Source organism: Lachnoclostridium phytofermentans ISDg (assembly GCF_000018685.1).
In the GTDB taxonomy this organism is placed as follows: Bacteria; Bacillota; Clostridia; order Lachnospirales; family Lachnospiraceae; genus Lachnoclostridium; species Lachnoclostridium phytofermentans.
Map to the genome: position 1 here is coordinate 418253 of NC_010001.1, position 26748 is coordinate 445000.

Sequence of the window (26748 nt, forward strand, 5' to 3'; positions counted from 1 at the left end):
AAAACTTCGTTTAGATAAAAGAACATTCATTAAATGAAAACAACACTAAGGTAAAAACAATCACTTAGGTAAAAAAATATTCACTTAGCTGAAAAAATCTATTACTTAGTAAAAGATAAATCGTTTATACATCAAGTATGTGCTCGCGTTGCAGCTCACTTGAGAGGAACAAAGCAGCGCAGAAATGAGGAAATTATGAGTTTTACACATTTGCATGTGCATACAGAGTTCAGTCTACTAGATGGCTCTGGTAAAATAAAGGAAATGGCTGCCCAAGCGAAAAAACTTGGGATGGATGCACTAGCAATTACGGATCATGGAGTTATGTATGGTGTTATTGATTTCTACCGTGCATGTTTGGCAGAAGGAATAAAGCCAATTATCGGTTGTGAAGTTTATGTTGCACCAAACTCCAGATTTGATAAAGAAGGTAGTGCGAGTGAGGAACGATATCATCATCTTGTTTTATTAGCGGAGAATGATATCGGTTATCACAACTTAATTAAAATTGTATCAAGGGGCTTCACAGAAGGCTTTTATTATAAACCAAGAGTAGATCATGAATTATTAAAGGAATACAGCGAAGGTATCATAGCGCTGTCGGCATGTCTTGCTGGTGAAGTTGCAGTGATGCTTCGAAGAAATTTCTTTGAAGAAGCGAAAGCATCGGCCTTAAAGTTGCAAGAGATTTTCGGTGCTGGGAATTTCTTTTTGGAATTGCAAGACCATGGTTATCCGGAGCAAAAGTCAGTGAATCAAGGTTTACTAAGAATAAGTGAAGAAACCAATATTCCACTGGTTGCTACCAATGATATTCACTACACCTATGACACTGATGAAACTGCCCATGATATTTTACTTTGTATCCAAACACAGAAGAAAGTAACGGATGAAGATCGTATGCGTTATGCGGGTGGTCAATTTTACATGAAATCTCCAGAGGAGATGAGAGAGTTATTTCCATATGCTCTGCAGGCGCTTCAAAATACAGAGGAGATAGCAAAGCGTTGTAATGTAACAATTGAATTTGGTCATTATAAACTTCCGAAATATGATGTCCCAGCGCCTTATACAGTAAGCCCTGGAAGTGGAAGCACTGATGATGAGGGCGACATCAGTGCAAGCCAAAATATCAGTACAAACACTGATATTTTGGCCAGAGAGTATTTAAGAAAGCTCTGTGAAGAGGGATTGGTACGTCGCTATAAGGACCCATCAACGGAACTTTGGGATAGATTAAACTATGAGCTTGAAACAATAGAGAACATGGGATTTGTCGATTATTTCTTAATTGTTTGGGACTTTATTAAATATGCAAAAGACAATGATATTATTGTAGGTCCTGGTCGTGGTAGTGCTGCGGGAAGTGTTGTCTCTTACTGTTTGGAGATTACAAATATTGACCCAATCAAATATAGCCTCTTGTTTGAGCGATTTCTAAATCCAGAGCGTCTTACGATGCCAGATATTGATATCGATTTTTGTTTCGAGCGTCGTCAGGAAGTGATAGATTATGTGGTATCGAAGTATGGAAAGGATCGAGTAGTTCAGATTGTTACCTTTGGAACAATGGCAGCAAGAGCGGTAATCCGTGACGTGGGTCGTGCACTTGATATGCCGTACGCTTCAGTTGATGTGGTTGCAAAGATGATTCCAACAGAACTTGGGATTACCATTGAAAAAGCACTTAATATTAATCCGGATTTAAAGAAGCTCTATGAATCTGATCCAGAAGTAATGCATTTAATAGATATGTCAAAGCGTTTAGAGGGTTTACCACGCCATACCTCCATGCACGCTGCAGGCGTTGTTATCAGTAATGCTCCGGCAGATGAATATGTTCCATTATCTAGGTCATCAGATGATTCCATTACAACTCAGTTTACGATGACTACCTTAGAGGAACTTGGATTACTCAAAATGGACTTTTTAGGACTTCGTACCTTAACAGTAATTCAAAATGCAGTTTTGCTTGTGAACCAAGCGAAAGCTAGACTCGGAGAGACCGAAGAGAATTTTCTTAACATTGATGAAATTGATTATAATGACTCAAAAGTATTGGATTTAATTTCTTCTGCAAAGACAGAGGGTATTTTTCAGCTAGAAAGCTCAGGAATGAAGAGTTTCATGAAGGAATTAAAACCTCAGAACCTAGAAGATATTATCGCCGGTATCTCTTTATACCGTCCTGGTCCAATGGACTTTATACCAAAATACATTCAAGGAAAAAATAATCAAAAAAGTATTCAGTATGAATGTAAGGAACTAGAACCAATCTTATCACCAACTTATGGTTGTATCGTATATCAGGAGCAGGTTATGCAGATCGTTCGAGAGCTTGCAGGATATAGCTTTGGACGAAGTGACTTGGTGCGCCGTGCAATGTCGAAAAAGAAAGCATCCGTAATGGAGAAAGAGAGACAAAGCTTCGTATATGGAAATGTTGAAGAAGGGGTACCTGGTTGTATATCCAAAGGTATTCCAGAAGCCGTTGCCAATCACATCTACGATGAGATGACAGACTTTGCAAAATATGCTTTTAATAAATCTCATGCGGCTGCATATGCGGTAGTATCTTATCAAACAGCATATCTAAAATGTTACTATCCGGTAGAGTTCATGGCAGCACTAATGACTTCCGTGATTGATAATCCAAGTAAGGTGGCAGAATATATCTATACTTGCCGCCAGATGGGAATAAAACTTCTACCACCGGATATTAATGATGGATATGCTACCTTTACGGTAAGTGGTGAAAATATTCGATATGGACTCTCTGCAATTAAAGGGCTTGGAAGACCAGTGATTGATGCCTTGGTAATTGAGAGAGAAGAAAATGGTCCATATCTTAACTTAAAGGATTTCGCGTCAAGACTTTCTGGAAAAGAAGTGAATAAACGAACCATTGAAAGTTTCATCAAATCAGGCGCTTTTGACAGCATGCCAGGAACAAGAAAGCAATTAATGCATGTCTATGTCGGGGTACTAGATGGAGTAAGCCAAGAAAAGAAAAGAGCGATGACGGGGCAGATGAGCCTGTTTGATCTTGATGGTGATGCGAAGGTTATGAATGAGGAGATTATTTTCCCAGAGGTAGGGGAATATTCGAAAGAAGAGTTACTTGCATTTGAGAAGGAAGTACTTGGAATCTATGTTAGCGGTCACCCATTAGAGGCCTATGAACTACTGTTAAAAAGAAATGCAACTGCGAATACAGCGGATTTTATCGTCGAAGAGGAGACGAATACAGTAAAAGTAGCAGATGGTGATACGGTTACTGTTGGTGGTATGATAACCTCTCGAACGTTAAAAACAACGAGAACGAACGCTGTTATGGCATTCATTACATTGGAAGATATGTTTGGTACGATGGAAGTCATCATCTTCCCACGTGATTACGAGAAGTTTAAATACACATTGGAAATTGATAATCGAGTATTTATCAAAGGAAAAGTGGCAGTAGAAGAGGATAAACCGGCAAAATTAATCTGTCAATCGATAACTCCTTTTGCGGATATTAGTAAAGAGTTATGGGTAAAATTCTCGGATAAAGAAGCATTTTTAAATAACGAAAAGGCATTGTATGAAATCATAAAGAATTATGATGGCAATGATCGTATTACAGTATATTGTGAGAAGGAAAAAGCGATTAAAAAATTACCACTAAGTCAAAGTGTTATTATCGAAGAGGGACTTCTTGAAAACCTAAGAAATGCATTTTCTGAGGAGAATATAAAAGTTGTTGAAAAGTTATAAGTTTCCATAAAAGCAACCATTTAATGGAATGAAAGATTCTGAAAGAAATGTAAGCGCTTTCATTGGAAAACTCAAGTCAAAGTACCAAAAAAACCTCATATTTTCGCATATTTTCGCACAAAATGCTATTGAAAAAAAGTATTGAATAGATTACAATATACGCAGATAAAAGGAAGTATTTATCCAAGACAAGGCGTCAAGGCAGATTGCCTAGAGTAACCTTGTCTTGTATTTATAGCAAGGGAGTTTTGAGGGAGTTCCCTTGTAAACATTACCGATGATGGTAGTTATCAAATCCTAATATCCATTATATTAGGACTAGCCATGAAAGCGTATGTTGATCCTAGCAAGAATTATATACAAAATCATATAAATTCTGGAGGTAGTACTATGACAAGTTCGAAGGATGTAATGTTTGAGCAGTTGGGTGCTTCAAATGAAATTACTAGTAATGTAAAGACAATTGGTATATTAACAAGTGGTGGAGATGCTCCTGGTATGAATGCTGCTATTCGTGCAGTAGTACGTACAGCATTAGCGAATGGTTTAGAGGTAAAGGGAATTCGCAGAGGATTCACAGGACTTTTAGAAGAAGATATTATTGATCTGAATGCAAATAGTGTGTCAGATATCATCCAACGTGGTGGTACAATATTATATACAGCTCGTTGTCCTGAGTTCGTTACGAAAGAGGGTCAGGATAAAGGCGCCGAAGTCTGTAGAAAGCATGGAATTGATGGATTAGTAGTGATTGGTGGAGATGGTTCTTTCCAAGGTGCAAAGCAATTAGCAGCAAGAGGAATTAATACTGTTGGACTTCCAGGAACCATTGATCTTGATATCGCATGTACAGATTATACAATTGGTTTTGATACAGCTGTAAATACAGCAATGGAATCAATTGATAAAGTTCGTGATACATCAACTTCCCATGAACGTTGCAGCATTATTGAAGTTATGGGTAGAAATGCTGGATATATCGCATTATGGTGTGGCATCGCAAATGGTGCAGAAGATGTTCTTACAACAGAGCGTTATGACCATGATGAGCAGAGAATTATTAGTAACATCATTGAAAAGCGCAAAATTGGTAAGAAACATCATATCATTGTAAATGCAGAAGGAATCGGCGATTCCTATGGAATGGCGAAAAGAATTGAAGCTGCAACTGGTATGGAAACTCGTGCTACTATTATTGGACATATTCAACGTGGTGGTAGTCCAACTTGTAAAGATCGTGTTTATGCATCAGCCATGGGAGCAAAAGCAGTAGATATCCTATGTAGAGGTGGCAGTAACCGAGTTGTTGCTTATAAACATGGTGAATTTGTAGACTTTGATATCAATGAGGCTCTTGCAATGAAAAAGGATTTGGATGAGTACTTATTCCAGATGTCAAAGAAATTATCAAGATAAGTGATCGTTTTAAAAGAGTAGAATTTCATAATCGTACAAGAAAGTAGGATAGTTTCTTTCTACTATTGATTTTAAAGCGAATTTTAAGTAGAATAGAGTTAGAATATTAAAAAGCTGTTAATAAAGTAAATTATGCTAGAATAAGCAGATTACTCTATTAACGGCTTTCTTGTTGCTTATTGATCACTATATATTGTAATAAATGCTATGGCAGGTGATATATAGTAGATTATGAAATACTATCAAAGAAAGGACAACATATGAACCCCAGAGCAAAAAAATTCTTATCTTATTATAAACCGTATTGGAAACTATTTTTAGCAGATATGCTATGTGCATTAACTGCTGCTGGTATTTCCTTGGTTTATCCGTTAATCGTTCGTTACATTACACAGGATGTATTAGTTAACAACGAAATTAATCAAGCAATACAAATAATTATACGAATGGCAGCTGTGCTAATCGGATTGGCAATACTTGAATTTGGATGTAACTTCTTTATTGCTTATAAAGGACATATCATGGGTGCAAAGATGGAATATGATATGAGAAATGAAATCTTTGGACATTTCCAAAAGCTATCCTTTAACTTTTATGATAATCAAAAAACAGGGCAATTAATGACTCGTATCACAAACGATTTGTTTGATATCACCGAACTATGCCACCATGGCCCTGAAGATATTGTAATCTCAATTATCAAATTCGTTGGTGCATTTATTATCTTAGTTCGTATTAACTGGAAATTAACCATCATACTTTTCTTGTTCATTCCGATGATGTTTATATTTGCTTACATTATGAAAGGTCGAATGAACCGTGCTTTTCGTAAAAACCGTGAGAGAATTGCAGATATCAATGCACAGATTGAAGATAACTTATCCGGAATTCGTGTAGTAAAATCTTTTGCCAATGAAGATTGTGAGACCTCGAAGTTTGATGCAGGTAACAAGCGTTTCGTCGATAGTAAGAGTCATGCATATTGGCAAATGGCAACCTTTCATTCTGGACTTTCGTTCTTTACAAATCTTATTAATGTTGCTGTGATTGTTGGTGGCGGAATATTGATTGCACTCAGTGGAATTCTGCTAAGTGATATGTTAACCTTTATGTTATATGTTAATAATATCATAGAGCCAATACGTAAACTGATTAACTTTACAGAACAATTCCAAAATGGTGTCACAGGATTTAGCCGATTTATGGAGATAATTGAGACGAATCCGGATATCGTAGATTCACCAGATGCAAAAGAACTGAAAAATGTTCGTGGAGATATTAGCTTTGAAGAGGTATCTTTTAAATATCAAGATACAACCAGCGAAGTATTTAGAAATATCAATCTGCAGGTACCAGCTGGTGAATATATTGCACTTGTAGGTTCCTCAGGTGTAGGAAAAACAACCATGTGTAGCTTAATCCCTAGATTTTATGAAGTAAGCACAGGAAGAATTACAATTGATGGACAGGACATTCGTAGCCTAACTCAAAAATCCTTACGAAAAAACATAGGAATTGTGCAACAGGATGTTTATCTTTTCGCAGGAACAGTTGCAGATAATATCCGCTATGGCGATTTAGATGCTACCATGGAGGAAGTTATTGAAGCAGCAAAGAATGCAAATGCACATGAATTCATTATGAATCTTCCGGAAGGATACAACACCTATATTGGACAGCGTGGTGTGAAACTATCGGGAGGACAAAAACAAAGACTAAGCATTGCAAGAGTATTTTTAAAGAACCCACCTATCCTAATCTTTGACGAGGCGACATCAGCGCTTGACAATGAGAGTGAAAAGATAGTTCAAGAGTCTTTAGAAAAATTAGCAAAAAACAGAACCACCTTTGTTATTGCTCATCGATTAACAACGATAAAAAATGCGAGAAACATTATCGTATTAACAGAAGAAGGTATCAAAGAACAAGGAACTCATGAAAAGCTGTTATCGTTAGACGGTATTTATGCCTCCCTTTATCACTTGAATTATGAAAAGCAGCAGGCATAATCCTAAGAAATTTTTAAATTATGAAAAGCAATAAGCATAATCCAAAGAAATTTTTAAATTATGGAAAGCAACAGGCATCATCATCCTAAGTTTCAATCCCGTTAAAAGGTGAATCGCTTGCGTTCTAAACATTGGAATGATAAAATAAATCGAAAGATTGCACAAGAATAAAAGGAACGAATTTTTAATTTATGGACAGTGTTGTACCAAAGGAATTTGCTACAAACTGAAAGTGAGAAAACATGTGCAGGAATAGGAGCTATCCGAATGAAAATTTTCGAACAATTAAAAGAAGAGTTAGGAATTAAACTGGAACAGGTCGAAGCTACTGTAAAGCTCATCGATGAGGGAAATACGATACCTTTTATTGCTAGATATCGAAAAGAGGTTACCGGTTCTTTAAATGATGAGGTACTACGAAGTCTATCAGAGCGTTTAACCTATCTGCGAAACTTGGAAGAGAAGAAGGCTTCTGTACTTGCAAGTATCGAAGAACAGGGAAAATTAACAGAAGAGTTAAAGGCACAGATTGAAGCTGCGGCAACCTTAGTAGTAGTAGAAGACTTATATCGCCCATATCGTCCAAAACGTAGAACCAGAGCGACAATTGCAAAAGAGAAGGGATTGGAGCCACTGGCAGAAATCATCATTGCTCAGGAAATTTCTAGGGATATCTTAGAATTAGCAGAAGACTATGTATCGGAAGAGAAGGAAGTAAGTTCTGCTAAAGACGCTGTAGCAGGAGCACTGGATATTATTGCAGAAAGCATCTCTGATGAAGCGGATTATCGTATCCACATACGTAAGCTTACCTTTGAAGAAGGAAGTATAACTTCCGCCGCAAAGGATGCAGAAGCCGAATCTGTATATGAACTTTATTATGAATATAGTGAAAAAATTTCTAAGGTAGCGGGTCACAGAGTTTTAGCCTTAAATCGCGGTGAAAATGAGAAATTTCTTACAGTAAAGATTACAGCGCCAACTGAGAAAATAATGAATTATCTTAAGGGTAAAGTGATAAAGAGAGATAATCCACATACCAATGATTATCTTGTAGTAGCAATTGCAGATAGTTATGACCGTTTAATCGCACCTGCAATTGAACGTGAGATCAGAAACGATTTGACGGAAAAAGCAGAGGATGGTGCAATTGTAGTCTTTGGCCAGAACTTAACTCAAGTATTAATGCAGCCTCCAATTGCTGGACAAGTTGTACTTGGATGGGATCCAGCGTTTCGTACCGGTTGTAAGCTGGCTGTAGTAGATGCAACAGGAAAGGTATTAGATACTGTAGTAATCTATCCGACAGCACCACAAAATAAGGTAGAGGAAGCGAAGACAGTTTTAAAGAAATTATTTAAGAAATATCAGATTACCTTAATTTCTGTTGGAAATGGTACTGCTTCCAGAGAATCCGAGCAGATTATTGTAGACTTATTAAAAGAAATTACTGAGCCAATCTCTTATGTAATTGTAAATGAGGCTGGAGCATCGGTATATTCAGCAAGTAAGTTAGCAACCGAGGAGTTTCCTAATTTTGATGTTGGACAAAGAAGTGCCGCTTCTATTGCAAGAAGAATTCAGGACCCATTAGCTGAGTTAGTAAAGATTGATCCTAAATCGATCGGCGTAGGTCAATATCAACACGATATGAACCAAAAGAAACTAAGCGAAGCATTAGGCGGAGTTGTAGAAGATTGTGTAAATAAAGTTGGAGTAGATCTAAATACTGCATCAGCTTCCTTACTTGAATATATTTCTGGAATTTCAAAACCAATCGCTAAGAATATTGTTATTTACCGTGAGGAAAATGGAAAGTTTAAGAATCGAAAGCAATTATTAAAGGTTGCGAAACTTGGGCCAAAGGCTTTTGAACAATGTGCAGGATTTTTACGAATTAATGATGGAGATAATCCTCTGGATGGAACTAGTGTGCATCCAGAATCTTATGAAGCAGCTGAAAAACTTCTAGAGATGCTTGAAGTGAAAGATTTAAGAGAGTTACAAGCGAAAGCAAAAGAAGTAGATGCTAAAAGAGAACAATCGATTAGCCAGAAAGTTAAGGATAAAAAGAAGATGGCACAGGAGCTTTCGATTGGTGAAATTACTTTAACTGATATCATTAAGGAATTAGAAAAACCAAGCAGAGACCCAAGAGAAGAGATGCCAAAACCAATCTTAAGAACCGATGTTCTTGATATGAAAGACTTAACTGAGGGTATGATTTTAAAGGGTACTGTACGTAATGTCATTGATTTTGGAGCATTTGTTGATATTGGAGTTCATCAAGATGGTTTGGTTCATATATCACAATTGTCAAAGCAGAAATTTGTTAAGCACCCACTTGATATCGTTAGTGTAGGAGATATAGTGGAAGTAAAAGTTTTAAGTGTAGATGTATCGAAAAAAAGAATACAACTCTCTATGATTTTATAAAACAAAATATAATTATAATAGTAAAATACCAGATGTCTTGAATGTATCCGTTAAGAATTCAAGTAATCTGGTATTTTTATTTTGTCCAGCAGTCATACTGCATCTGCTTACCCCCTTATTTAGCTCGCTGTATCTATGGAGTCTTGAGACCAATACTCATATTGAAACCGGAAATTTCGAGTTAGTAGATGTTTTGATTATTAGATGAAATTAACAAATCACACCATCATTTATTGCGGGAAATACAGCGAAATAGAAAATGAAAGATTATGATTATTGAGTTTTATTCGAACGGATGATAACATTTGCATATAAAACAACAGAATAATCGTTGGTAATATGTAGAAAATGCACAATTAATTAAAACAATCAGCTCAACAAGTATTCAAAGGGGGAAAGACTAGAAGATGGAATCAACCAAACAAGATGCAGTGGCAATTGTAAATACGAGTAAACAGAGATTTCGACGCCACAAGAAAAAGAAAGAGATAGAATATGAGGAAAAGATTCCTTTTTTTAAATATTTCAAACGACATTATATTTTATATCTCATGGTATTACCGGGAATTATTTACTTTATCGTATTCCGCTATGTACCAATGCTTTTTAATATTATTGCTTTTCAAAATTATAGTCCTTATAAAGGAATAGCAGGAAGTGACTGGGTCGGATGGATGCATTTTAAAAACTTCTTTGCAGGAAAAGACTTTGCAATGCTACTAACGAACACATTGGCGATATCGTTTATGAATTTGTTTATCTTTTTTCCAATGCCGATTATATTAGCACTATTGTTAAATGAGATTAAGCATAATGGATATAAGAATATTGTCCAGACATGTGTATACATACCTCATTTTATATCACTTGTCGTAGTATATAGTCTTACTTACTTAATCTTAAATGAATCGAATGGTGTTATCAATCAGTTGATACAGGCTATGACCGGCCACACAGTTGATTTTTTGTCAAGTAAACCATGGTTTAGGCCAATCTTACTTCTTCAAACAGTATGGAAAGAAACCGGATATGGTACAATTATTTTTCTGGCGGCTTTAGCTGGGGTGGACGTTCAGTTATACGAAGCAGCAGAAGTGGATGGCGCAGGACGATGGAAGAAAATGTGGCACATTACGTTACCCGCGATAAAAGCAACTATAATAACCATGTTAATCCTTCGGGTTGGATCTATTTTAAATACTGGATATGAGCAAATATTCCTTTTGCAGAACTCATTAAATCGTTCTGTCTCAGAAGTATTCGATACCTATGTATACAAACAGGGTATTACACAAGGATCCTTCTCTTATGCTACGGCAGTTGGCTTATTCAAAGGTATTGTTGGTACAGTGATGGTATTGACAGTAAATAAGATAGCTAAGAAAAGCGGCGAAGATGGGTTATATTAATTTGGATGTAGTGAAGAGAGAACTTCACTTTGTGTCTGTAATGTAGCCACAAACTTGAAGAGACGCATTGTCTTATATGCGAGACAAAAAGCAGCACGGAAATGAGGGAGAACATGAAAATATTTACGTATAAAAGAAAAGGCATTAAGGGTAGACTTAGTACCCGTGTGGTAACGGGTATCATATATTCATTCTGTGGTTTATGTGCATTGATTACGCTGTTACCATTTTTATATATTGTAGCAGGTTCATTTGCTACAGAGAAAGAGTTAATTGAAAGAGCATTTTTTCTTATTCCGAGTCAAATTTCCTGGAATGCATATCATTACATAATAAAAACAGGGGCAATTATACTAGGTATCAAAAATTCATTATATTTAACAACAGTCGGTACAATTATGAACATGATTTTAATGACATTATTCGCATATCCGCTATCAAGGAGAGGTTTCAGGGGAAAAAATCTTATTTTAAACATGGTAATTTTAACAATGCTATTACCAGTTGGGATGATTCCAATGTTTATGTTGATACGTGGTATTGGTTGGTACGATAGTTATCTTGCTTTGACTATTCCAGGAGCGATTAATGCATTTAACATGATTATTATAAAAAAATTCTTTCAGGGTTTATCACTAGAACTTGAAGATGCAGCAAGAATTGATGGGGCTTCTGACTGGAAGATCTTTAGAAAGGTTGCCTTACCGTTATCAAAACCTGTACTTGCTTCCATAACTTTGTTTACAGCAGTTGGATATTGGAACAATTACTTTGGACCGATGATTTATTTAAACAGTCAGAAAAAATATACAGCTCAGTTATTCTTGCGCCAAATAGTTATGACTTCCCAAGGTATTTCAAAAGATGGAAGCCTCATTGACTGGGGGGATTTTGGTGCCCCACCGACGGTTGCGATTCGTATGGCTGCGACTGTGATTACAACAGTGCCAATTCTTATGGTATATCCTTTTGTACAAAAGCATTTTGCAAAAGGAGTTATGGTTGGTTCTGTGAAAGGATGACAACTATCGCTGCAAGGCGTTTGTTGTAGGATGTTGCTGTGGGAGGGTGAGAGACCGCAGTATGTCTTTATAAAAAGCTATATATTATGAATGGAGGGTTTATTGTGAGAAAGAAAAAGTTATTATCCATGTTACTTGCTGCTGCTCTCGTTGTTACGAGTCTTGCAGGATGTAGCGCTAAGGAAGAAAAGACAGGCGGCCAAGGTAATGTTGCTACGCAGCCTCCAAAGGGGAATGAGAATGCTGGAGTAAGTAATACACCAAAAGAAAGACCGAAAGTTAGTATTATGTCATTTGACTATTCCGGTCAAGCTATGATGGGGCCAAATGCAGAACAAGTAATTAAAGTGTTAGAAGATTATACGGAAACTAATCTTGAGTTTCAATTTGTACCTAGTGATGCATATGAGGATAAATTAAGTTTAACCTTGGCTTCTGGTTCTGATATGCCAATGATTATCGCATGTGGTTCTTTCAATGCAAACATAGTAAATAATGCAAGAGCAGGTGCCTTCTGGGATTTAAACGACTTTATTTATGATGAGGCGAAATATCCAAATCTTTCAAAAGCTAATAAAAATATCAGCAATATGGTGTCTGTTGACGGTAGTTTATACGGGATATACCGCGCAAGAACGCTTGGACGTAACGGTTTTGGATACCGTAAGGACTGGGCAGATAAATTAGGTTTAAAAGAGCCTGAGACAATTGATGATGTATATAATATGCTATATCAGTTTACCTATGGTGATCCGGATGGTAATGGAAAAAAGGATACATATGGGTTAAACCTTTGTAAATATACAGGACCACTTGATATTATGCAGACTTGGTTTGGCTGTGGTAATGGTTGGGTAGATCAAAATGGTTCCTTGGTTCCGGTACATCAGACACCGGAGTATGAAGAGGCACTGGACTGGTTTAAGAAGTTATATGATGATGGCTTAATTGCAAAGGATTGGGCAGTACGTGAGACAGGAACTTGGACGGATGATAATAAGAATGGTATATCAGGTATGTATATCGACACGATTGATAATGCAAGAAAAGTATGGGATTACTATGTAAACAATAACATTCCTAGTGTATTAAATGACGGTACTATTGCAACCTTTGCAATGGGGGGAGGTATTGCTAAAACAGCAGGGGGACAAAAGCATACACTTGCTACAGCAGGCTATAATGGTTTCTTTGTACTGACAAAGGGTGGTTGTAAAACAGAAGCTGACGTAGAAGCTGCATTACATTTCCTAGATAAGATGAATGATGATGAGATGCAAATTCTTTCTTCCTACGGTCTTAAGGATATCCACTATTCCTTAGACGAAAACAATGTTTTCACTGATATTAAGGGTGATAATAAGGACACATTACTTCTTGATTATGAGGCATTGAATCAGACCGTAGCTTATATTCCAACCAATACGATTACAGGAATTAAGATACCGACTACAGAAAGACAGGACATTCAAGCAGAATTATATATCCAAAATGAAAAAAATGTAGTATTCAATCCTGCTGCTGCTTTGATCATAAACTCTGAAACATATACCTTAAACGGTGCAAACCTTGATCAAATTATCAATGATGCAAGAACACAGTACATCGTTGGTGAGATTAATAAGGATGGATTAAAGGCAGCTTGGAATCTTTGGGCATCCACCGGTGGTAGTGATGTTATTAAAGAAGTGAATGATGCCTATGCAAAGACAAAATAAATTCATAGTTTAAGGATAAACTCCCTATGGATGCTGCACAACTATTATAATTCTCTGGGTACAGAAATTGAGGTAAGTTGTGTAGCATCTTATTTCGTGACCAAGGGAAAGTTCGTGAAGTGTGCTTTTTCTTGTTTGTAAAACCTTGCTGAAGGGGCTAAGATGTCAATACACGTTTTTTATACAATAATAGAATAGTATAGTATAATTTTATACATATTGCGGTACTGAAAGAATGGGAGTTAAATGGAGTTTAATTTAACCCATCAATTTGAGCTAGGAAATGATTAACGATGTGTTGTAAGGTTCTTTGACCAGCTATAAGGAATAAAAACGAAAGATGGAGGAAGCTATGGAGGAAAAACAAGGTAGCATAAACTATAAAAAGCAAATATTCATAATTATTATGACAGGTGCATTATTGCCGGTAATTTTATTGGCCTTGTACTTTTATTATACCTATATTCATGAAGTGAGTGACAAAATCGATTTATCGAATGCCAAAGCGTTAGAACAAGTTAGGAACAAAGTAGAAAATGTAACAGAGACGATGCAATTAAACTACATGTCTTCCCTTTGGAAGGGTGATTATGTAGTGAAAGAGGATTCTATCGATTGGTTTATGAAAAACATTGTTTCTTACAGCGATTATTCTAATTTAAAGAAAGTACAGGATGAACTCTTAGGTGCAACCTACTTAAGGATCTATATCAATAGTTTTTATTTTATTAATTTCTCAACTGGTTGGGTTTTAACAAGCAATGGTATGTATCCTTTAAATGAAGTGGTAAATCAAGAACAATTGTATGATCTTTTCTATACTGGGATGAGTGACTGCAAGTGGACATATCTAAGTATAGAAAATGAAGGGAAGGGAAATCGTGTTATTAAATCCGACTATATTACGCTAGCGATTAAGGCTCCTCTCAACCTTAAAAGCCCAAATTGCTTGTTGTTAGTTAATTTAAGTAGCGTAGGGTTTGAAAGACTTCTTAGAAATAGCTTAAGCAGTGGAAAATTGACCGTTTTTGATGCACAGGGAAAACTCTTATTCACAGAGCATAAAGAAGTTTCAGAATTTCTTGATGAGTACATAAAAGAACATAATACAACAATAGAATCCTTGGTAGAAAGGCGAGATGAACTTAGTAAGAAGAGTGGTTTTAATTTGAACTTCTCCTATTCTGGAGCCAATGGATGGCTTTATGTATCCAGTTATGATCCAGCTATTGTGACTCGTGAGGCAAGTTCTATTATAATAACTGCCGGACTCTTAATACTATTTATGATGACACTTATTTTTCTTTTCTCTGTCGTAGGTTCTCGAACAATTTATCGTCCAGTATCTCAGTTGGTAACAAATCTAAGAAATATAGAGGAAATAGAAGAGGTAGCAGGACAAAAAGAGAATGAATTCAAATTTATCGGGAAACGAATTAATCGATTAGTTGATTCAAAAAATGATATGAAAGAATTAATACAGGTTCAACAAAAGCAGTTAAAGGAATTGTTCGTCCTTCGTCTATTAAAAGGAGAAGTAAGAGAAGAGAATATTGAATCTAATTTAAAAAACTTTGGATTCGAAAAAATGAGATATATTTCAATGATTACGATTAGTGTTTCATCGAAAGTAATAGAGGAAGACTGGGACTATACAAAACAAGATATGATAAAAATAAGTATCGTGGAAAACATGCCGGAATTTATTAGTGACCAGCTTTTATTTCCTACCGTTACAAATTCAAATGTAATTCTTTGCACAATTACGAGAGAGTTAAAAGAAGAACTTGAAGCGGCATCAATTGAATTGATTCGCCACCTTACCGATTATATCGTGATGGAAAGTGGATATCATGCAAACTTTGGCATCAGCCAACCTTTTGACAGCCTTATGAAATTCAGACAGGCTTATAATGAAAGTTTAGAAGCGGTCAAAAATAATGAAACCTTAAATAGAGAAAATACCATATGTGAGCAGCAAAACTTTATATTTTATTCTGATATAGCGAATAGTAACTCGAATAACTATACCTATGAACTTATTTTAGAGAAAGAGATGAAGGCAGCAGTGGATGAGTGCGATAAAGAGAAAGCATTTTTATTGGCAGATACTTTTATTAACCACATGGCAGAAAGCGGTGCTGTTCTAAATGAGCTTCATTTTTATCTTCATCGATTCATGGTAGCAGTAATATTAGTAGCAACAGATGCCGGTATTTCGGTAAATGATATTTTGGGTCATGGATCGGTAAATGTATTTTTGCAATTTAATCAACTTTCGGATTTAGATAAAATTCGAAGCTTTTATAAGCATAATATTATTTCACCGGTGATTAAACAGTTAAGTACATTCCGAAGAAGTAATTCTGATCTTGTATTAGATAAGATAGTTAAGTTGGTGAGAGAAACCTCTAGCGATATCACATTAACAGAATGTGCAGATCAACTGGGGTATCATCCAAGTTATATTTGGAAGATTATGAAGAGTAAAATTAATATGACGTTTACCGATTATGTAACAATACAAAGACTTGAAATTGCGAAGAAAATGCTATTAGAAACGGACAAATCGGTAGCAGAAATTGCAGAACAATTAAAATACACCAATGCACAGAACTTTATACGTTTTTTTAGTAAACATGTTGGGACAACACCGGGAAAATTTAGACTGATGGACAGAAATTCATAATGTTAATTCGTATGAGTTCATAATACTAATTGGTATAGTTCATAATGTTAATTCGTATGAGTTCTTTAATGTACTTGGAAACGGAGGTGTTAATAGTGACCGGATTAAGAATAAAGGATTTTGATAAGGAACATGTTACCATACAATGGGATGGCGATCCTTATGCCAATTCGTATCGTATCTATTGGGCAGACAAAGATACGAAGGGAATGAAGTACAAAAGATTATCAGAAACAAAAGAAACTGAATACACACTAGAAAGATCAACTCATGTAGCTCATTACCTTAAAGTGGCTTCTATTTCAGGAGATCAGGAGGTTTCTATTAGTTCTGTGTTAAAGACACCGATTGGGAAAACATTTCACGAACAGCTTGAAAAGCTTTCAAGAGGACTTGTGGTAGTAAAAAGACAAAAGGGAATCTTTCTAGCATGGAGACTGATGAAGAATGAGGTTAGTGGGTTTTGTAGCACTGGTTTAACCGGTGCGGATTTTCTTGTGTATAAAAACGGAGAATTGTTGACAACGGTAACCGATAGTACAAACTTTGTGGATGAAAAGGGAACTTCTGAGGATAAATATTCGATTGGAGTTTTAGAAAATGGTGTAGAAGTTGAGCGAACGAAGGAAATGAGTGCTTTTCGAAGCGGTGCCAACTATATTGATTTACCCTTACAAAAACCAAGTGATGGAACAACACCAGCGGGCGAAGTCTTCTCCTATCATGCAAATGATATGAGCATCGGTGATGTGGACGGTGACGGTGAATATGAGTATTTTGTCAAATGGGACCCTAGTAATTCTAAGGATGTATCGCAAAAAGGTTATACAGGAAATTGTTATATAGACTGTTATAAGCTAGAAGGAAGACTTTTATGGCGGCTCGATATGGGGGTCAATATTAGGGCAGGTGCTCATTATACTCAGTTTATGGTATATGATTTTAATGGAGATGGCAAGGTAGAGATGGCAGTAAAGACGGCGCCGGGCACGAAGATGATTTATTTCGATGAGCAAGGTAATGTGGAAAAGGAAATCTACATAACAATGCCTGGATGTGACATAGACAGCGGGTACTCCAACCGGGATGATTATCGCTTAAGTGCAGAAGGATATTATAAGCATTTGGTAACGGTGTTTATGAATTGGCATAATCACCCGATGGTTATAGAGAAAACCTGGCCGCAAACTCTGGAAGAGTGTTTTGGCATAGAAAAGAAATATCAGTATCCCTTAATAAGAGAGGATGCAATGAAGTTGGTGGATTATTTTCTTGATGTTTATGCTCTGTCAAGGAGTGAACGAAATGATTTACGACATTTTGAAGGATTTATTATAGACGGACCGGAGTATCTAACTATGTTTTCAGGCCTAGGGGAAGAATTAGAAACGATACCATTTCCTTATCCAAGAGAAGATGATGGTTTGGTGTGGGGAGATTATTCGATGAGAAGAATAGAGCCGGCAAACCGTGTTGACCGTTTTTTATCTGGGGTAGCGTATCTTGATGGAGAACGTCCATATCTTATTGTATGTCGTGGTTATTATACAAGAGCAACGATAGTGGCATATGATTTTTTTGAGAATCGTTTTCGAGAATATTTCAATGTTGATAGCGGACATGTGAGAATGAATAATCCGTTTATGGATAATGCTCATGGAGGTGGCGGCAGTGACCCTGTATATGGTAGATTAGCAGGACAGGGAAATCACAGTTTATCGACCGCGGATGTTGACGGAGACGGATATCAGGAGATTATCTATGGTGCAGCGGTAATCGATCATGATGGAAGTCTTCTTTATAGTAGTTTCGGTTACCTACCAGATGGCACTTATACCAAATTGGGGCACGGAGATGCTATGCATGTGGCAGATATTGACCCAGACAGACCGGGTCTTGAGATTTTTCAGGTATTTGAAGGGGCAAAACATGCACCTTTTGGTTATGCTTTACGTGATGCAGAAACAGGAGAAGTTATCTTTGGAGAGTATGCGGAAACCGATTTAGGTCGGTGTATGGTCGGAGATGTCAACCCTAAGGTGAGAGGCTTGCAGACTTGGGTAACAAAGATGCAATCTGTTAAGGGGGAGGTTCTTCCTGATAAACTGCTTGGAACGAACTTCAGTATCCGCTGGTTACCGGATATGAGTACACAAATTATAGATGGAGTAGACTTATTTGGAAACCATGCAGGTGTTATCAATGATAATACTCATGGAATTATCTTTATACCAGAAGGTGTAGCCACGAATAACGGAACGAAGGGAAATCCTTGTCTTGTAGCAGATATCTTTGGGGACTGGAGGGAAGAACTCCTTCTTAGAACATCAGATAGTAGTGCAATTCGGATCTTTGTTAATACGGATTTAACCAATCATAAATTATATACATTAATGCATGATATACAATACCGTACCGGAATTACCTGGCAGAATAACTGCTATAACCAACCTTGCTATCCAAAGTTTTATTTTGCATCAGATACTGATTGGGAGTATGTTTTATAGCTTTCTGGTGAAAGCAGATACGATTATATTAAAGTAAATTCACAAAAACTTTAGCTAACATGTATTAAGATAGAAGCAAAAAGTAATATTAAGTAAAAGAGAAGGTAATACTAAGTGAGAGATAAAAGTTATAAGCAATAATAGGAGTAAGAAAAAAGCTATAATAAGAGTAAGATATTGATTGACATTTGATATGTAAAGGGATAGAATGTTAATGCAAATAGAATAAGGAAGTTCTTCGGGGCAGGGGGTAGTTCCCGACCGGCGGTATAGTCCGCGACCGAGTTAATCTCGTTGATTTGGTGACAGTAAGGAAAGATTACTGAATTCCAAAACCGACAGTATAGTCTGGATGAAAGAAGAAGTTTGTGATGAATTAGAAGATTGGGGAGATTTAAATTTCCAAATCTTTTTTTGAAGCACAACAACACTGAAACGTAGTGTGATACGTGAGTTTAAGCCGCCCTGATAGTAAACTATCAGGGCTTTTTTAATCTCCGAAGGGATGCACACTTACCCTATGGTATGGCAAGGCGATGCGTATTTGTTTAAACAAAGTACCTTCCATACTAAGTAATCAGTGGCTTACTCCTAGAACCTTCCTCTTAAAAAAAGGAGACGTAGTTATGGAAAACTTGGAGAAACTAATGGAAGTAGCAAAAACCAATGTCGGATTTTTGTTGCTAAGTGTAACGATTGTTGCAATTATTGTTGGAGCTGCCTATGCAGCTGAGCGTGTCATTAGGAAAAAAATCGGATTAGATAAAAGAAGAGGAAAACAAAGTGTACGCAGTATGGTGATTATAGCAGTACTTTCCACAATAGCAGTTGTTTTGATGCTCTTTGAGTTTCCATTATGGTTTGCCCCTGGTTTCTATAAACTTGACTTTAGCGAGCTTCCGGTGGTTATTGGTGCATTTACGTTAGGTCCGGTAGCTGGGATAACGATAGAGCTTATTAAAATTGTCCTAAACTTACTATTAAATGGAACGACAACAGCATTTGTTGGGGAGTTTGCGAACTTCTTAATGGGTTGTGTATTTATTATTCCAGCATCTTTCTTCTATTTCCTAAGAAAGAGTAAGAAAAATGCAGTGATTGGATTACTTGTTGGAACAGTAATAGCTACATTAACTGGATGTTTCTTAAATGCATTTGTTTTATTACCTAAATATTCAGAAGCCTTTCACATACCAATTGAAGCTTTTATTGCACAAGGTACGGAAAAAATATCTGCGATCAAGGGTATGTTTACTTTTGTAGTGTTAGCAGTTGCACCATTTAATTTGTTAAAATATGCATTGGTATCGTTAATTACCATTTTAATTTACAAAAATATAAGTAAAATCCTAAAAGGAGATTACAAAGATTAGATATTTCTGTCTTAGAACAAACAACTTACGTTTGCATAGACTTGAAATTTCGATGTAATCTGCTATAATTGCATTATAAATGCAAGGAAGAGGGTGTCTTTATTCAATTGCTTCTCCTTAAATGGCTGAACAATACGTTTAAAGGCACCCTTTTTTCGGTATACTTATGAGGCGAGGAGGTAGTATGGAAAAAGAGATTATGTTTCAATACCAAACTAAGGTTAGCGATATGTATCGTTTTCTGATGCACCATGCATATATTGGTGTGTCTGGAATTGTAAATTTAGTTATTAGTGTGGGTGCATTGGTTCTTCTTTTTGCTGGTGCTGGCGGCGGACAAGCTTTTAGTAACTTAATGCTTATATTGATAGCGTCGCTATTTACTATTATTAATCCAATTTTGCTTTATTACAAAGCTGCGAAACAAGTCAAACTTACACCGATGTTTCAAAAACCAATTGATTATTTTATCAATGAGGAAGGGATATTAGTAAGCCAGGGAGAAGAAAAATTACTAATAAATTGGACAGATATATGGAAAGCAGTAGAAACAAAGCATGCTTTCTACTTCTATTTGTCAACGCGTGGGGCTTATATCTTACCTAAGGCAGCTCTTTTGGAATATGTAGAGGCACTAAAAAAACTTGTGATAGAGCATGCACCTGAAGCGAGAAAGAAGTTTAAGAAATAGAGGGTAGAAAAGGTATGAAATACGAAAGTTATACGGAAGGGGATACCTACCGCCTTGGGAAACAAATGGGTGAAAACGCACAAAAAGGACAAGTATATTGCCTAAGCGGTGAACTTGGAGTTGGAAAGACGGTGTTTACCAAAGGGTTCGCTGCTGGACTTGGAATTGCAGAGCCTATCAGTAGTCCTACCTTTACCATTGTGCAAGAATACGAACAAGGAGAACTTCCCCTTTATCATTTTGATGTATATCGTATAGAGGATATTGAGGAAATGGAGGAAATCGGCTATGAGGATTACTTCTATGGAGACGGCGTTTGCCTCGTAGAATGGGCAGTTCGTATTAAGGAACTTTTACCGGAAGATTATATCCAGATAACGATAGAAAAAGATTTGGATAAAGGATTTGACTATCGTGTCATCTCGGTAGAAGAAAACCAAATATAAGATGTGATATACAACAAGAAGTGTAAAAAGTTTTTTACACATTGAATTGCTTTGCAACTCAATGAGCAGATATTGTATCTGCGCCTAAAGATTGTAGGCTATGGAAAGGTAAGATTATTAGCATGAAAATATTAGTACTAGATAGTTCGGGCTTAGTTGCTTCTGTTGCAATTATGACAGAAGATACGTTATTGGCCGAATATACTGTGAACTATAAAAAAACACATTCTCAGACCTTATTACCAATGCTTGATGAGTGTGTTAAGATGTTAGGATTAGAGTTGTCAGAAATCGATGCGATAGCTGTAGCTAAGGGACCAGGTTCCTTTACAGGACTTCGTATTGGCTCTGCGACAGCAAAGGGATTAGGACTAGCGCTAGATAAACCGATTATTGCGATACCAACTGTAGATGCATTGGCCTATAATTTATTTGCAACGGAAGCTATCATTTGTCCTTTGATGGATGCTAGGAGAAATCAAGTATATACCGGGCTTTATTCTTTTGAAAAAAATGAATTTCATGTAATAAAAGAGCAAACAGCTTGTGATATAGAAGAGATAATCGATCAAATCAATGAATATCAAAGACCTGTTATTTATTTAGGAGATGGAGTAGAAGCTTATCAAAAACAATTGATAGAAAGTACAAAGGTACCATATTATTTTGCACCAGCACATTTATCAAAGCAAAGAGCTGGAGCTCTTGGAGCACTTGCGTTCCATTATATAAAAGAAGGAAAACTAGAATCCGCGATGGATCATATTCCAACCTATCTAAGAAAATCCCAGGCGGAGAGGGAAAGAGAAGAGGCACTTTCGAAAGGAGAGCAAGTTGATAATTCGTAAAATGCTTCCAAATGATAGTAAAGCAATGGCTATTATTGAGCAAGAAACTTTTTCTGATCCTTGGAGTGAAGAGAGTTTTTTAAAGGAAGCGACTGAAAAAGATCATATCTATTTGGTTGTGGAGGACTCAGGAAATCTTATTGCATATTGTGGAATGTGGAATATTACGGGGGAAGGTTATATCACAAATGTTTGTGTTAAAAAAGAAAAACGCAAACAAGGGATAGGAAAACTAATGTTAGTATCCCTATTAGAACAAGCTAAGTTATGTAATATAGAAGCGGTAACTTTAGAAGTTCGCGAAAGTAATCAATCTGCTATCCATTTATATGAGCAGCTGGGATTTCAAAGTGTAGGTAAGCGTAAAGATTTTTATGCACATCCGACAGAAGATGCAATAATTATGTGGCTGAATTTTTAGATTTCTACTGAAATTTTGGGGAGTCTTTCGCAGGGATGAAGGAGTATTTACAGTGATTTCCACTGTGTTTTTCCTTGGTTTCATTGTATAATAAGGAAGTGGAGGAATGTGCTATGGCTCATTTGATAAAGGAACGAAAGAAAAATGATCTTTTATGTAATGTCTGTGGCAGAGCATTGCGCATGGAAAAAGGGATGTTACTAGAAGATGCCTTTGTTGTGTCAAAGGAGTGGGGTTTTTTTTCAAGCAGGGATCTTGAAGTTCACAGGTTTACTATTTGTGAAAACTGCTATGATCAGTTAATTGCACAATTTAAAATACCAATTGAAGTTTTTGATAAGTCGGAAGCCTTGTGATGTATGTCACAAGGCTTTTGTCTTGAATTATTTCTTGCCTATGGGTATATAATATGCTAAGATGAAGTACAAGTGGGAGTATTTTATGTTTTTATATTACCCCCAAAATAATTATTAAGATAGTATAATCTGCTATATATAAGATGGTTTATATCATCATTGGAATAGATTTAGAATTGACAAGTTGATTTATACATACGAAGACTTGCGTTTTGAAATATTATGCAAGATATATTCGTTGGAATAGATACTTAGTTTGGAGAAATTATTATGCTTGATGTATGTTTATTAGGAACAAGCGGGATGATGCCGTTGCCAGGACGTTGGCTTACAGCGTTGATGACTCGTTTAAATGGAAGCAGTTTATTAATAGATTGTGGGGAAGGAACGCAAATTGCAATTCGTGAAAAAGGTTGGAGTTTTCATTCTATTGATATAATTTGTTTTACGCACTATCATGGAGACCATATCAGTGGCTTACCAGGATTATTATTATCAATGGGAAATGCAGATCGGACACAACCAGTAACTGTGATAGGTCCGAAAGGTCTTGAACGTGTTGTAAGTGCGCTTAGAGTAATTGCCCCTGAATTACCATTTGAATTAAACTTTATAGAAGTTACAAATCCACAAGAAACGATTTGCGTCAATGATTATGTAATAAATGCATTTCGCGTTAATCATAATGTAATATGTTATGGATATACGATAGAGGTGAAAAGAACAGGACGTTTTATTCCGGAAATGGCAATGCAGAATGAGGTACCAATAGAGTTGTGGAGTCGCCTGCAAAAGGGGCAAACGATAGAGAAAGATAGTAGAGTATTTACACCAGACATGATATTAGGGCCACAACGTAAGGGTATAAAACTTACTTATTGCACAGATAGCAGACCAGTTCCACAAATAATTGAACAAGCTCAGGGGTCTGACTTGTTTATCTGTGAAGGTATGTATGGAGAAAAAGAAAAACAGAGTAATGCGATAGAGAATAAACACATGACTTTCTATGAGGCAGCAGAACTTGCGAAGCAAGCAGGGGTAAAAGAGTTATGGCTGACTCATTACAGTCCTTCCCTGACTAGGCCGGAAGAATATATGAAAGAAACAAAAGAAATATTCCCGAACGCGAAAGCAGGAAAAGACAGAAAGAGTATCACTCTAGAATTTGATAAAAATGAATAATTAAGAAAAGCAATAGAGAGGTTTTATAAAAAACTTTCTATTGCTTTCAGATTATTATTAAGTATTTAAACAAAAATATCGATATTAAAGTAAATAAATAAATATCATTCACATGGTTGAATTATCAACAAAAAAAATGCTTATGCCACAAGGGGAGTATGTGGGGAAAGGATCTGATTTTATGAAGGGTTCTAAAAAGAGTTCAAAGAACAATACAGTTATGTCAGTGATAACGATGATTTTTATAGGGTGTGTGATTGTCGGTTCTTTCGCTTATCTATATAATCGAGAGAAAAAAGATAAGCCAGATATTGAATTGACAGAGGTTCAAAAGCTTCTGGTAATGGATTTAGAGCGTACATATCCAGCTACACCTAGAGAAGTGGTTAAGCTGTATAGTAGATTTTCAATGTGTATTCATAATGACGATCTAACAGATGAAGAGTTTAAAAAGCTTGGAGAGAAAGTTCAAAACTTATATGCCAAAGAGTTAATAGAAGAGAATCCTTCCGATGAATATCTTATGAATTTAGCAGTTGAGGTTGCAGAATACCATAAGTCTGAACGGAAGATTAAAAGTTATACGATAGATTCTGGGAATAGTATTGTTACCTGGAAAGAAGATGGAAAAGAGTTCGCAAGACTTCTTGCTACTTACTCTCTGAGGGAAGGCAAGGAATTTAATACAGTCCACCAAGAATTTTTACTTCAAAAGGATGAAGCTGGACTTTATAAGATTCTTGGTTGGAGATTGGCTGAAAAAGCAGATGCAAACTAATTACTATGATTAGGTAATAGATAGATTATGAAAGAGCTGTCATTAAGGATAAATTGAGTCCTTTGTGACAGCTTAGCTTATACGATAAATTGTTTTTAGTGACGGAGGTCAATGTGAAAAATAAAGTTTTTCACATACAAATTTGTGCTGTCGCCCAAATTCGCGGGATTACGACAGAATGGAGGGTTATATGGAAGATTATCGAAAAGATGTAGTGGAAAAAGAAGATGTATATATTTTGGCAATAGAGTCATCCTGTGATGAGACTGCTGCTTCTGTAGTGAAAAACGGTAGAGAAGTTTTATCCAATGTTATATCAACTCAAATAGATTTACATACCTTGTATGGTGGTGTAGTTCCAGAGATAGCGTCAAGAAAGCATATGGAAAAAATAAATCAAGTAATTGAGGAAGCATTAAGCCAAGCACAGATGGGATTAACAGATATGAATGCAGTGGCGGTGACTTATGGACCTGGTCTAGTTGGCGCTTTATTGGTAGGCGTTGCGGAAGCAAAAGCAATTAGTTACGCTGCAAAACTACCTTTAATCGGGGTACACCATATAGAAGGACATGTTAGCGCAAACTATATTGAGAATAAAGAACTAGAACCTCCATTTTTATGCTTAATTGTATCAGGAGGACATACACATCTTGTGCTTGTTAAGGAGTATGGAACTTACGAAATTATCGGAAGAACTCACGATGATGCGGCTGGTGAGGCATATGATAAGGTAGCCAGAGCAATTGGGCTTGGTTATCCAGGAGGTCCTAAGATTGATAAACTTGCAAAGGAAGGCAAAAAGAACGCAATTGTTTTTCCAAGAGCAAGTATAGAAGGCTGTCCATTTGATTTTAGCTTTAGTGGTGTTAAATCTGCTGTATTAAATTATATCAATTCTAGTACAATGAAAGGGGAAGCAATTAACCGTGCGGATATAGCAGCTTCCTTTCAGGAGGCAGTAGTTGATGTTTTAATCTCCCATACAATGGCAGCAGCGAAAGAGTATGGTATGAAGAAGATTGCAATAGCAGGGGGTGTTGCATCCAATAGTGCACTGCGATCTGCTATGGAGGAAGCTTGTAAAAAGAATCAATTCGAGTTTTATCATCCAACGCCTCTGTTTTGTACTGATAATGCAGCAATGATAGGTGCAGCGGCTTATTATGAATATCTAAAAGGAAATTTTAGCGGATTAGATTTAAATGCAGTACCTAACTTAAAGATAGGTCAACGTTAGGAGGTCATACTGGAATCAAGCGCAAAAAAGTATATTCATTCAAGGCGTAAGCGCCAGAGTAGGGGTTACGAATGGAGAAGGTAACAGCAATTGTATTAGCTGCAGGACAAGGGAAACGAATGAAGAGCAGTGTATCCAAGCAGTATATGTTATTAAAGGATAAACCAGTATTATATTATTCTCTCAAAGCTTTTGAAAATAGCCTTGTTACAGATATTATAGTAGTAGTTGGAAACGATGAAATTTCCTATGTAAAGGAAGAGATTATAAAGCCTTATGGATTTCGTAAGGTGACCCATGTCGTAGAGGGTGGCTCGGAAAGATATTTGTCTGTCTTAAATGGTTTAAATAAAATCAAAGATTCGGATTATGTATTGGTTCATGATGGTGCAAGGCCACTGATCAAAACCAATACAATTAATACTGTAATCTCAGAAGTAGAAGAGAA

19 protein-coding genes and 1 riboswitch (1 of these 20 running past the window's edge) are annotated in these 26748 nt (G+C 36.4%); all 19 genes read left to right on the top strand.

Annotated features, from left to right (window positions below):
- Nucleotides 1-195 precede the first annotated feature (195 nt).
- Nucleotides 196-3756 carry a DNA polymerase III subunit alpha gene (locus tag CPHY_RS01790; protein WP_012198365.1) on the top strand — a complete coding sequence of 1187 codons (3561 nt, stop codon included), beginning with the start codon at nt 196-198 and terminating at the stop codon, nt 3754-3756.
- Nucleotides 3757-4167: 411 nt separating this feature from the next.
- Nucleotides 4168-5172 carry a 6-phosphofructokinase gene (gene pfkA / locus CPHY_RS01795; RefSeq protein WP_049762450.1) on the top strand — a complete coding sequence of 335 codons (1005 nt, stop codon included), beginning with the start codon at nt 4168-4170 and terminating at the stop codon, nt 5170-5172.
- 260 nt (nt 5173-5432) lie between these two features.
- Nucleotides 5433-7181 carry an ABC transporter ATP-binding protein gene (locus CPHY_RS01800; protein WP_012198367.1) on the top strand — a complete coding sequence of 583 codons (1749 nt, stop codon included), beginning with the start codon at nt 5433-5435 and terminating at the stop codon, nt 7179-7181.
- A 267-nt stretch (nt 7182-7448) separates the two neighbouring features.
- The gene (locus tag CPHY_RS01805) at nt 7449-9617 is read left to right on the top strand and encodes a Tex family protein (protein ID WP_012198368.1); all 2169 of its coding nucleotides are present in this window, start codon (nt 7449-7451) and stop codon (nt 9615-9617) included.
- Nucleotides 9618-10024: 407 nt separating this feature from the next.
- On the top strand, nt 10025-11026 hold the full coding sequence (locus CPHY_RS01810; protein WP_012198369.1) for an ABC transporter permease: 1002 nt from the start codon (nt 10025-10027) through the stop codon (nt 11024-11026).
- Between the two features lie 113 nt (nt 11027-11139).
- The gene (locus CPHY_RS01815; RefSeq protein WP_012198370.1) at nt 11140-12048 is read left to right on the top strand and encodes a carbohydrate ABC transporter permease; all 909 of its coding nucleotides are present in this window, start codon (nt 11140-11142) and stop codon (nt 12046-12048) included.
- Between the two features lie 104 nt (nt 12049-12152).
- Nucleotides 12153-13766 carry an extracellular solute-binding protein gene (locus CPHY_RS01820; RefSeq protein ID WP_012198371.1) on the top strand — a complete coding sequence of 538 codons (1614 nt, stop codon included), beginning with the start codon at nt 12153-12155 and terminating at the stop codon, nt 13764-13766.
- Nucleotides 13767-14118: 352 nt separating this feature from the next.
- A complete protein-coding gene (locus CPHY_RS01825; RefSeq protein WP_012198372.1) occupies nt 14119-16455 on the top strand; it encodes a helix-turn-helix transcriptional regulator in 2337 nt (778 codons plus the stop codon).
- 95 nt (nt 16456-16550) lie between these two features.
- Nucleotides 16551-18962 (top strand): rhamnogalacturonan lyase, encoded by a 2412-nt coding sequence (locus tag CPHY_RS01830; protein ID WP_012198373.1) that lies wholly within the window; start codon nt 16551-16553, stop codon nt 18960-18962.
- 230 nt (nt 18963-19192) lie between these two features.
- A riboswitch (FMN riboswitch) is annotated at nt 19193-19330 on the top strand.
- 258 nt (nt 19331-19588) lie between these two features.
- Nucleotides 19589-20335, top strand: a complete 747-nt coding sequence (locus CPHY_RS01835) for an ECF transporter S component (protein ID WP_012198374.1) — start codon at nt 19589-19591, stop codon at nt 20333-20335.
- A gap of 184 nt (nt 20336-20519) precedes the next feature.
- Nucleotides 20520-21026, top strand: a complete 507-nt coding sequence (locus CPHY_RS01840; protein ID WP_012198375.1) for a YcxB family protein — start codon at nt 20520-20522, stop codon at nt 21024-21026.
- 14 nt (nt 21027-21040) lie between these two features.
- Nucleotides 21041-21472 carry a tRNA (adenosine(37)-N6)-threonylcarbamoyltransferase complex ATPase subunit type 1 TsaE gene (tsaE, locus tag CPHY_RS01845; protein WP_012198376.1) on the top strand — a complete coding sequence of 144 codons (432 nt, stop codon included), beginning with the start codon at nt 21041-21043 and terminating at the stop codon, nt 21470-21472.
- A gap of 122 nt (nt 21473-21594) precedes the next feature.
- On the top strand, nt 21595-22320 hold the full coding sequence (gene tsaB / locus CPHY_RS01850; RefSeq protein WP_012198377.1) for a tRNA (adenosine(37)-N6)-threonylcarbamoyltransferase complex dimerization subunit type 1 TsaB: 726 nt from the start codon (nt 21595-21597) through the stop codon (nt 22318-22320).
- On the top strand, nt 22307-22741 hold the full coding sequence (gene rimI / locus CPHY_RS01855; protein ID WP_012198378.1) for a ribosomal protein S18-alanine N-acetyltransferase: 435 nt from the start codon (nt 22307-22309) through the stop codon (nt 22739-22741). The genes tsaB and rimI overlap by 14 nt, the downstream gene beginning before the upstream one ends.
- Nucleotides 22742-22854: 113 nt before the next feature.
- Nucleotides 22855-23097, top strand: a complete 243-nt coding sequence (locus CPHY_RS01860) for a hypothetical protein (RefSeq protein ID WP_012198379.1) — start codon at nt 22855-22857, stop codon at nt 23095-23097.
- Nucleotides 23098-23367: 270 nt separating this feature from the next.
- Complete coding sequence (locus CPHY_RS01865; RefSeq protein ID WP_012198380.1) at nt 23368-24282, top strand: ribonuclease Z; 915 nt, start codon at nt 23368-23370, stop codon at nt 24280-24282.
- A gap of 160 nt (nt 24283-24442) precedes the next feature.
- Nucleotides 24443-25060 carry a DUF6715 family protein gene (locus CPHY_RS01870; protein ID WP_041703077.1) on the top strand — a complete coding sequence of 206 codons (618 nt, stop codon included), beginning with the start codon at nt 24443-24445 and terminating at the stop codon, nt 25058-25060.
- A 190-nt stretch (nt 25061-25250) separates the two neighbouring features.
- A complete protein-coding gene (gene tsaD / locus CPHY_RS01875; protein WP_049762279.1) occupies nt 25251-26300 on the top strand; it encodes a tRNA (adenosine(37)-N6)-threonylcarbamoyltransferase complex transferase subunit TsaD in 1050 nt (349 codons plus the stop codon).
- Between the two features lie 71 nt (nt 26301-26371).
- Nucleotides 26372-26748: the 5' portion of a 2-C-methyl-D-erythritol 4-phosphate cytidylyltransferase gene (gene ispD / locus CPHY_RS01880; RefSeq protein ID WP_012198383.1), read on the top strand. 325 nt of this gene lie beyond the right edge of the window; 377 of the gene's 702 nt are visible here — the first part of the coding sequence; the start codon lies at nt 26372-26374; its stop codon lies beyond the right edge, outside the window.

What these genes read in the sequence shown, in the direction of transcription:
- tsaB (WP_012198377.1), top strand. Translation starts at nt 21,595, where the DNA reads ATGAAAATATTAGTACTAGATAGTTCGGGCTTAGTTGCTTCTGTTGCA.
- CPHY_RS01800 (WP_012198367.1), top strand. Translation starts at nt 5,433, where the DNA reads ATGAACCCCAGAGCAAAAAAATTCTTATCTTATTATAAACCGTATTGG.
- CPHY_RS01865 (WP_012198380.1), top strand. Translation starts at nt 23,368, where the DNA reads ATGCTTGATGTATGTTTATTAGGAACAAGCGGGATGATGCCGTTGCCA.
- tsaD (WP_049762279.1), top strand. Translation starts at nt 25,251, where the DNA reads ATGGAAGATTATCGAAAAGATGTAGTGGAAAAAGAAGATGTATATATT.
- CPHY_RS01790 (WP_012198365.1), top strand. Translation starts at nt 196, where the DNA reads ATGAGTTTTACACATTTGCATGTGCATACAGAGTTCAGTCTACTAGAT.
- CPHY_RS01815 (WP_012198370.1), top strand. Translation starts at nt 11,140, where the DNA reads ATGAAAATATTTACGTATAAAAGAAAAGGCATTAAGGGTAGACTTAGT.
- CPHY_RS01835 (WP_012198374.1), top strand. Translation starts at nt 19,589, where the DNA reads ATGGAAAACTTGGAGAAACTAATGGAAGTAGCAAAAACCAATGTCGGA.
- CPHY_RS01825 (WP_012198372.1), top strand. Translation starts at nt 14,119, where the DNA reads ATGGAGGAAAAACAAGGTAGCATAAACTATAAAAAGCAAATATTCATA.
- CPHY_RS01805 (WP_012198368.1), top strand. Translation starts at nt 7,449, where the DNA reads ATGAAAATTTTCGAACAATTAAAAGAAGAGTTAGGAATTAAACTGGAA.
- CPHY_RS01860 (WP_012198379.1), top strand. Translation starts at nt 22,855, where the DNA reads ATGGCTCATTTGATAAAGGAACGAAAGAAAAATGATCTTTTATGTAAT.
- CPHY_RS01840 (WP_012198375.1), top strand. Translation starts at nt 20,520, where the DNA reads ATGGAAAAAGAGATTATGTTTCAATACCAAACTAAGGTTAGCGATATG.
- pfkA (WP_049762450.1), top strand. Translation starts at nt 4,168, where the DNA reads ATGTTTGAGCAGTTGGGTGCTTCAAATGAAATTACTAGTAATGTAAAG.
- CPHY_RS01810 (WP_012198369.1), top strand. Translation starts at nt 10,025, where the DNA reads ATGGAATCAACCAAACAAGATGCAGTGGCAATTGTAAATACGAGTAAA.
- tsaE (WP_012198376.1), top strand. Translation starts at nt 21,041, where the DNA reads ATGAAATACGAAAGTTATACGGAAGGGGATACCTACCGCCTTGGGAAA.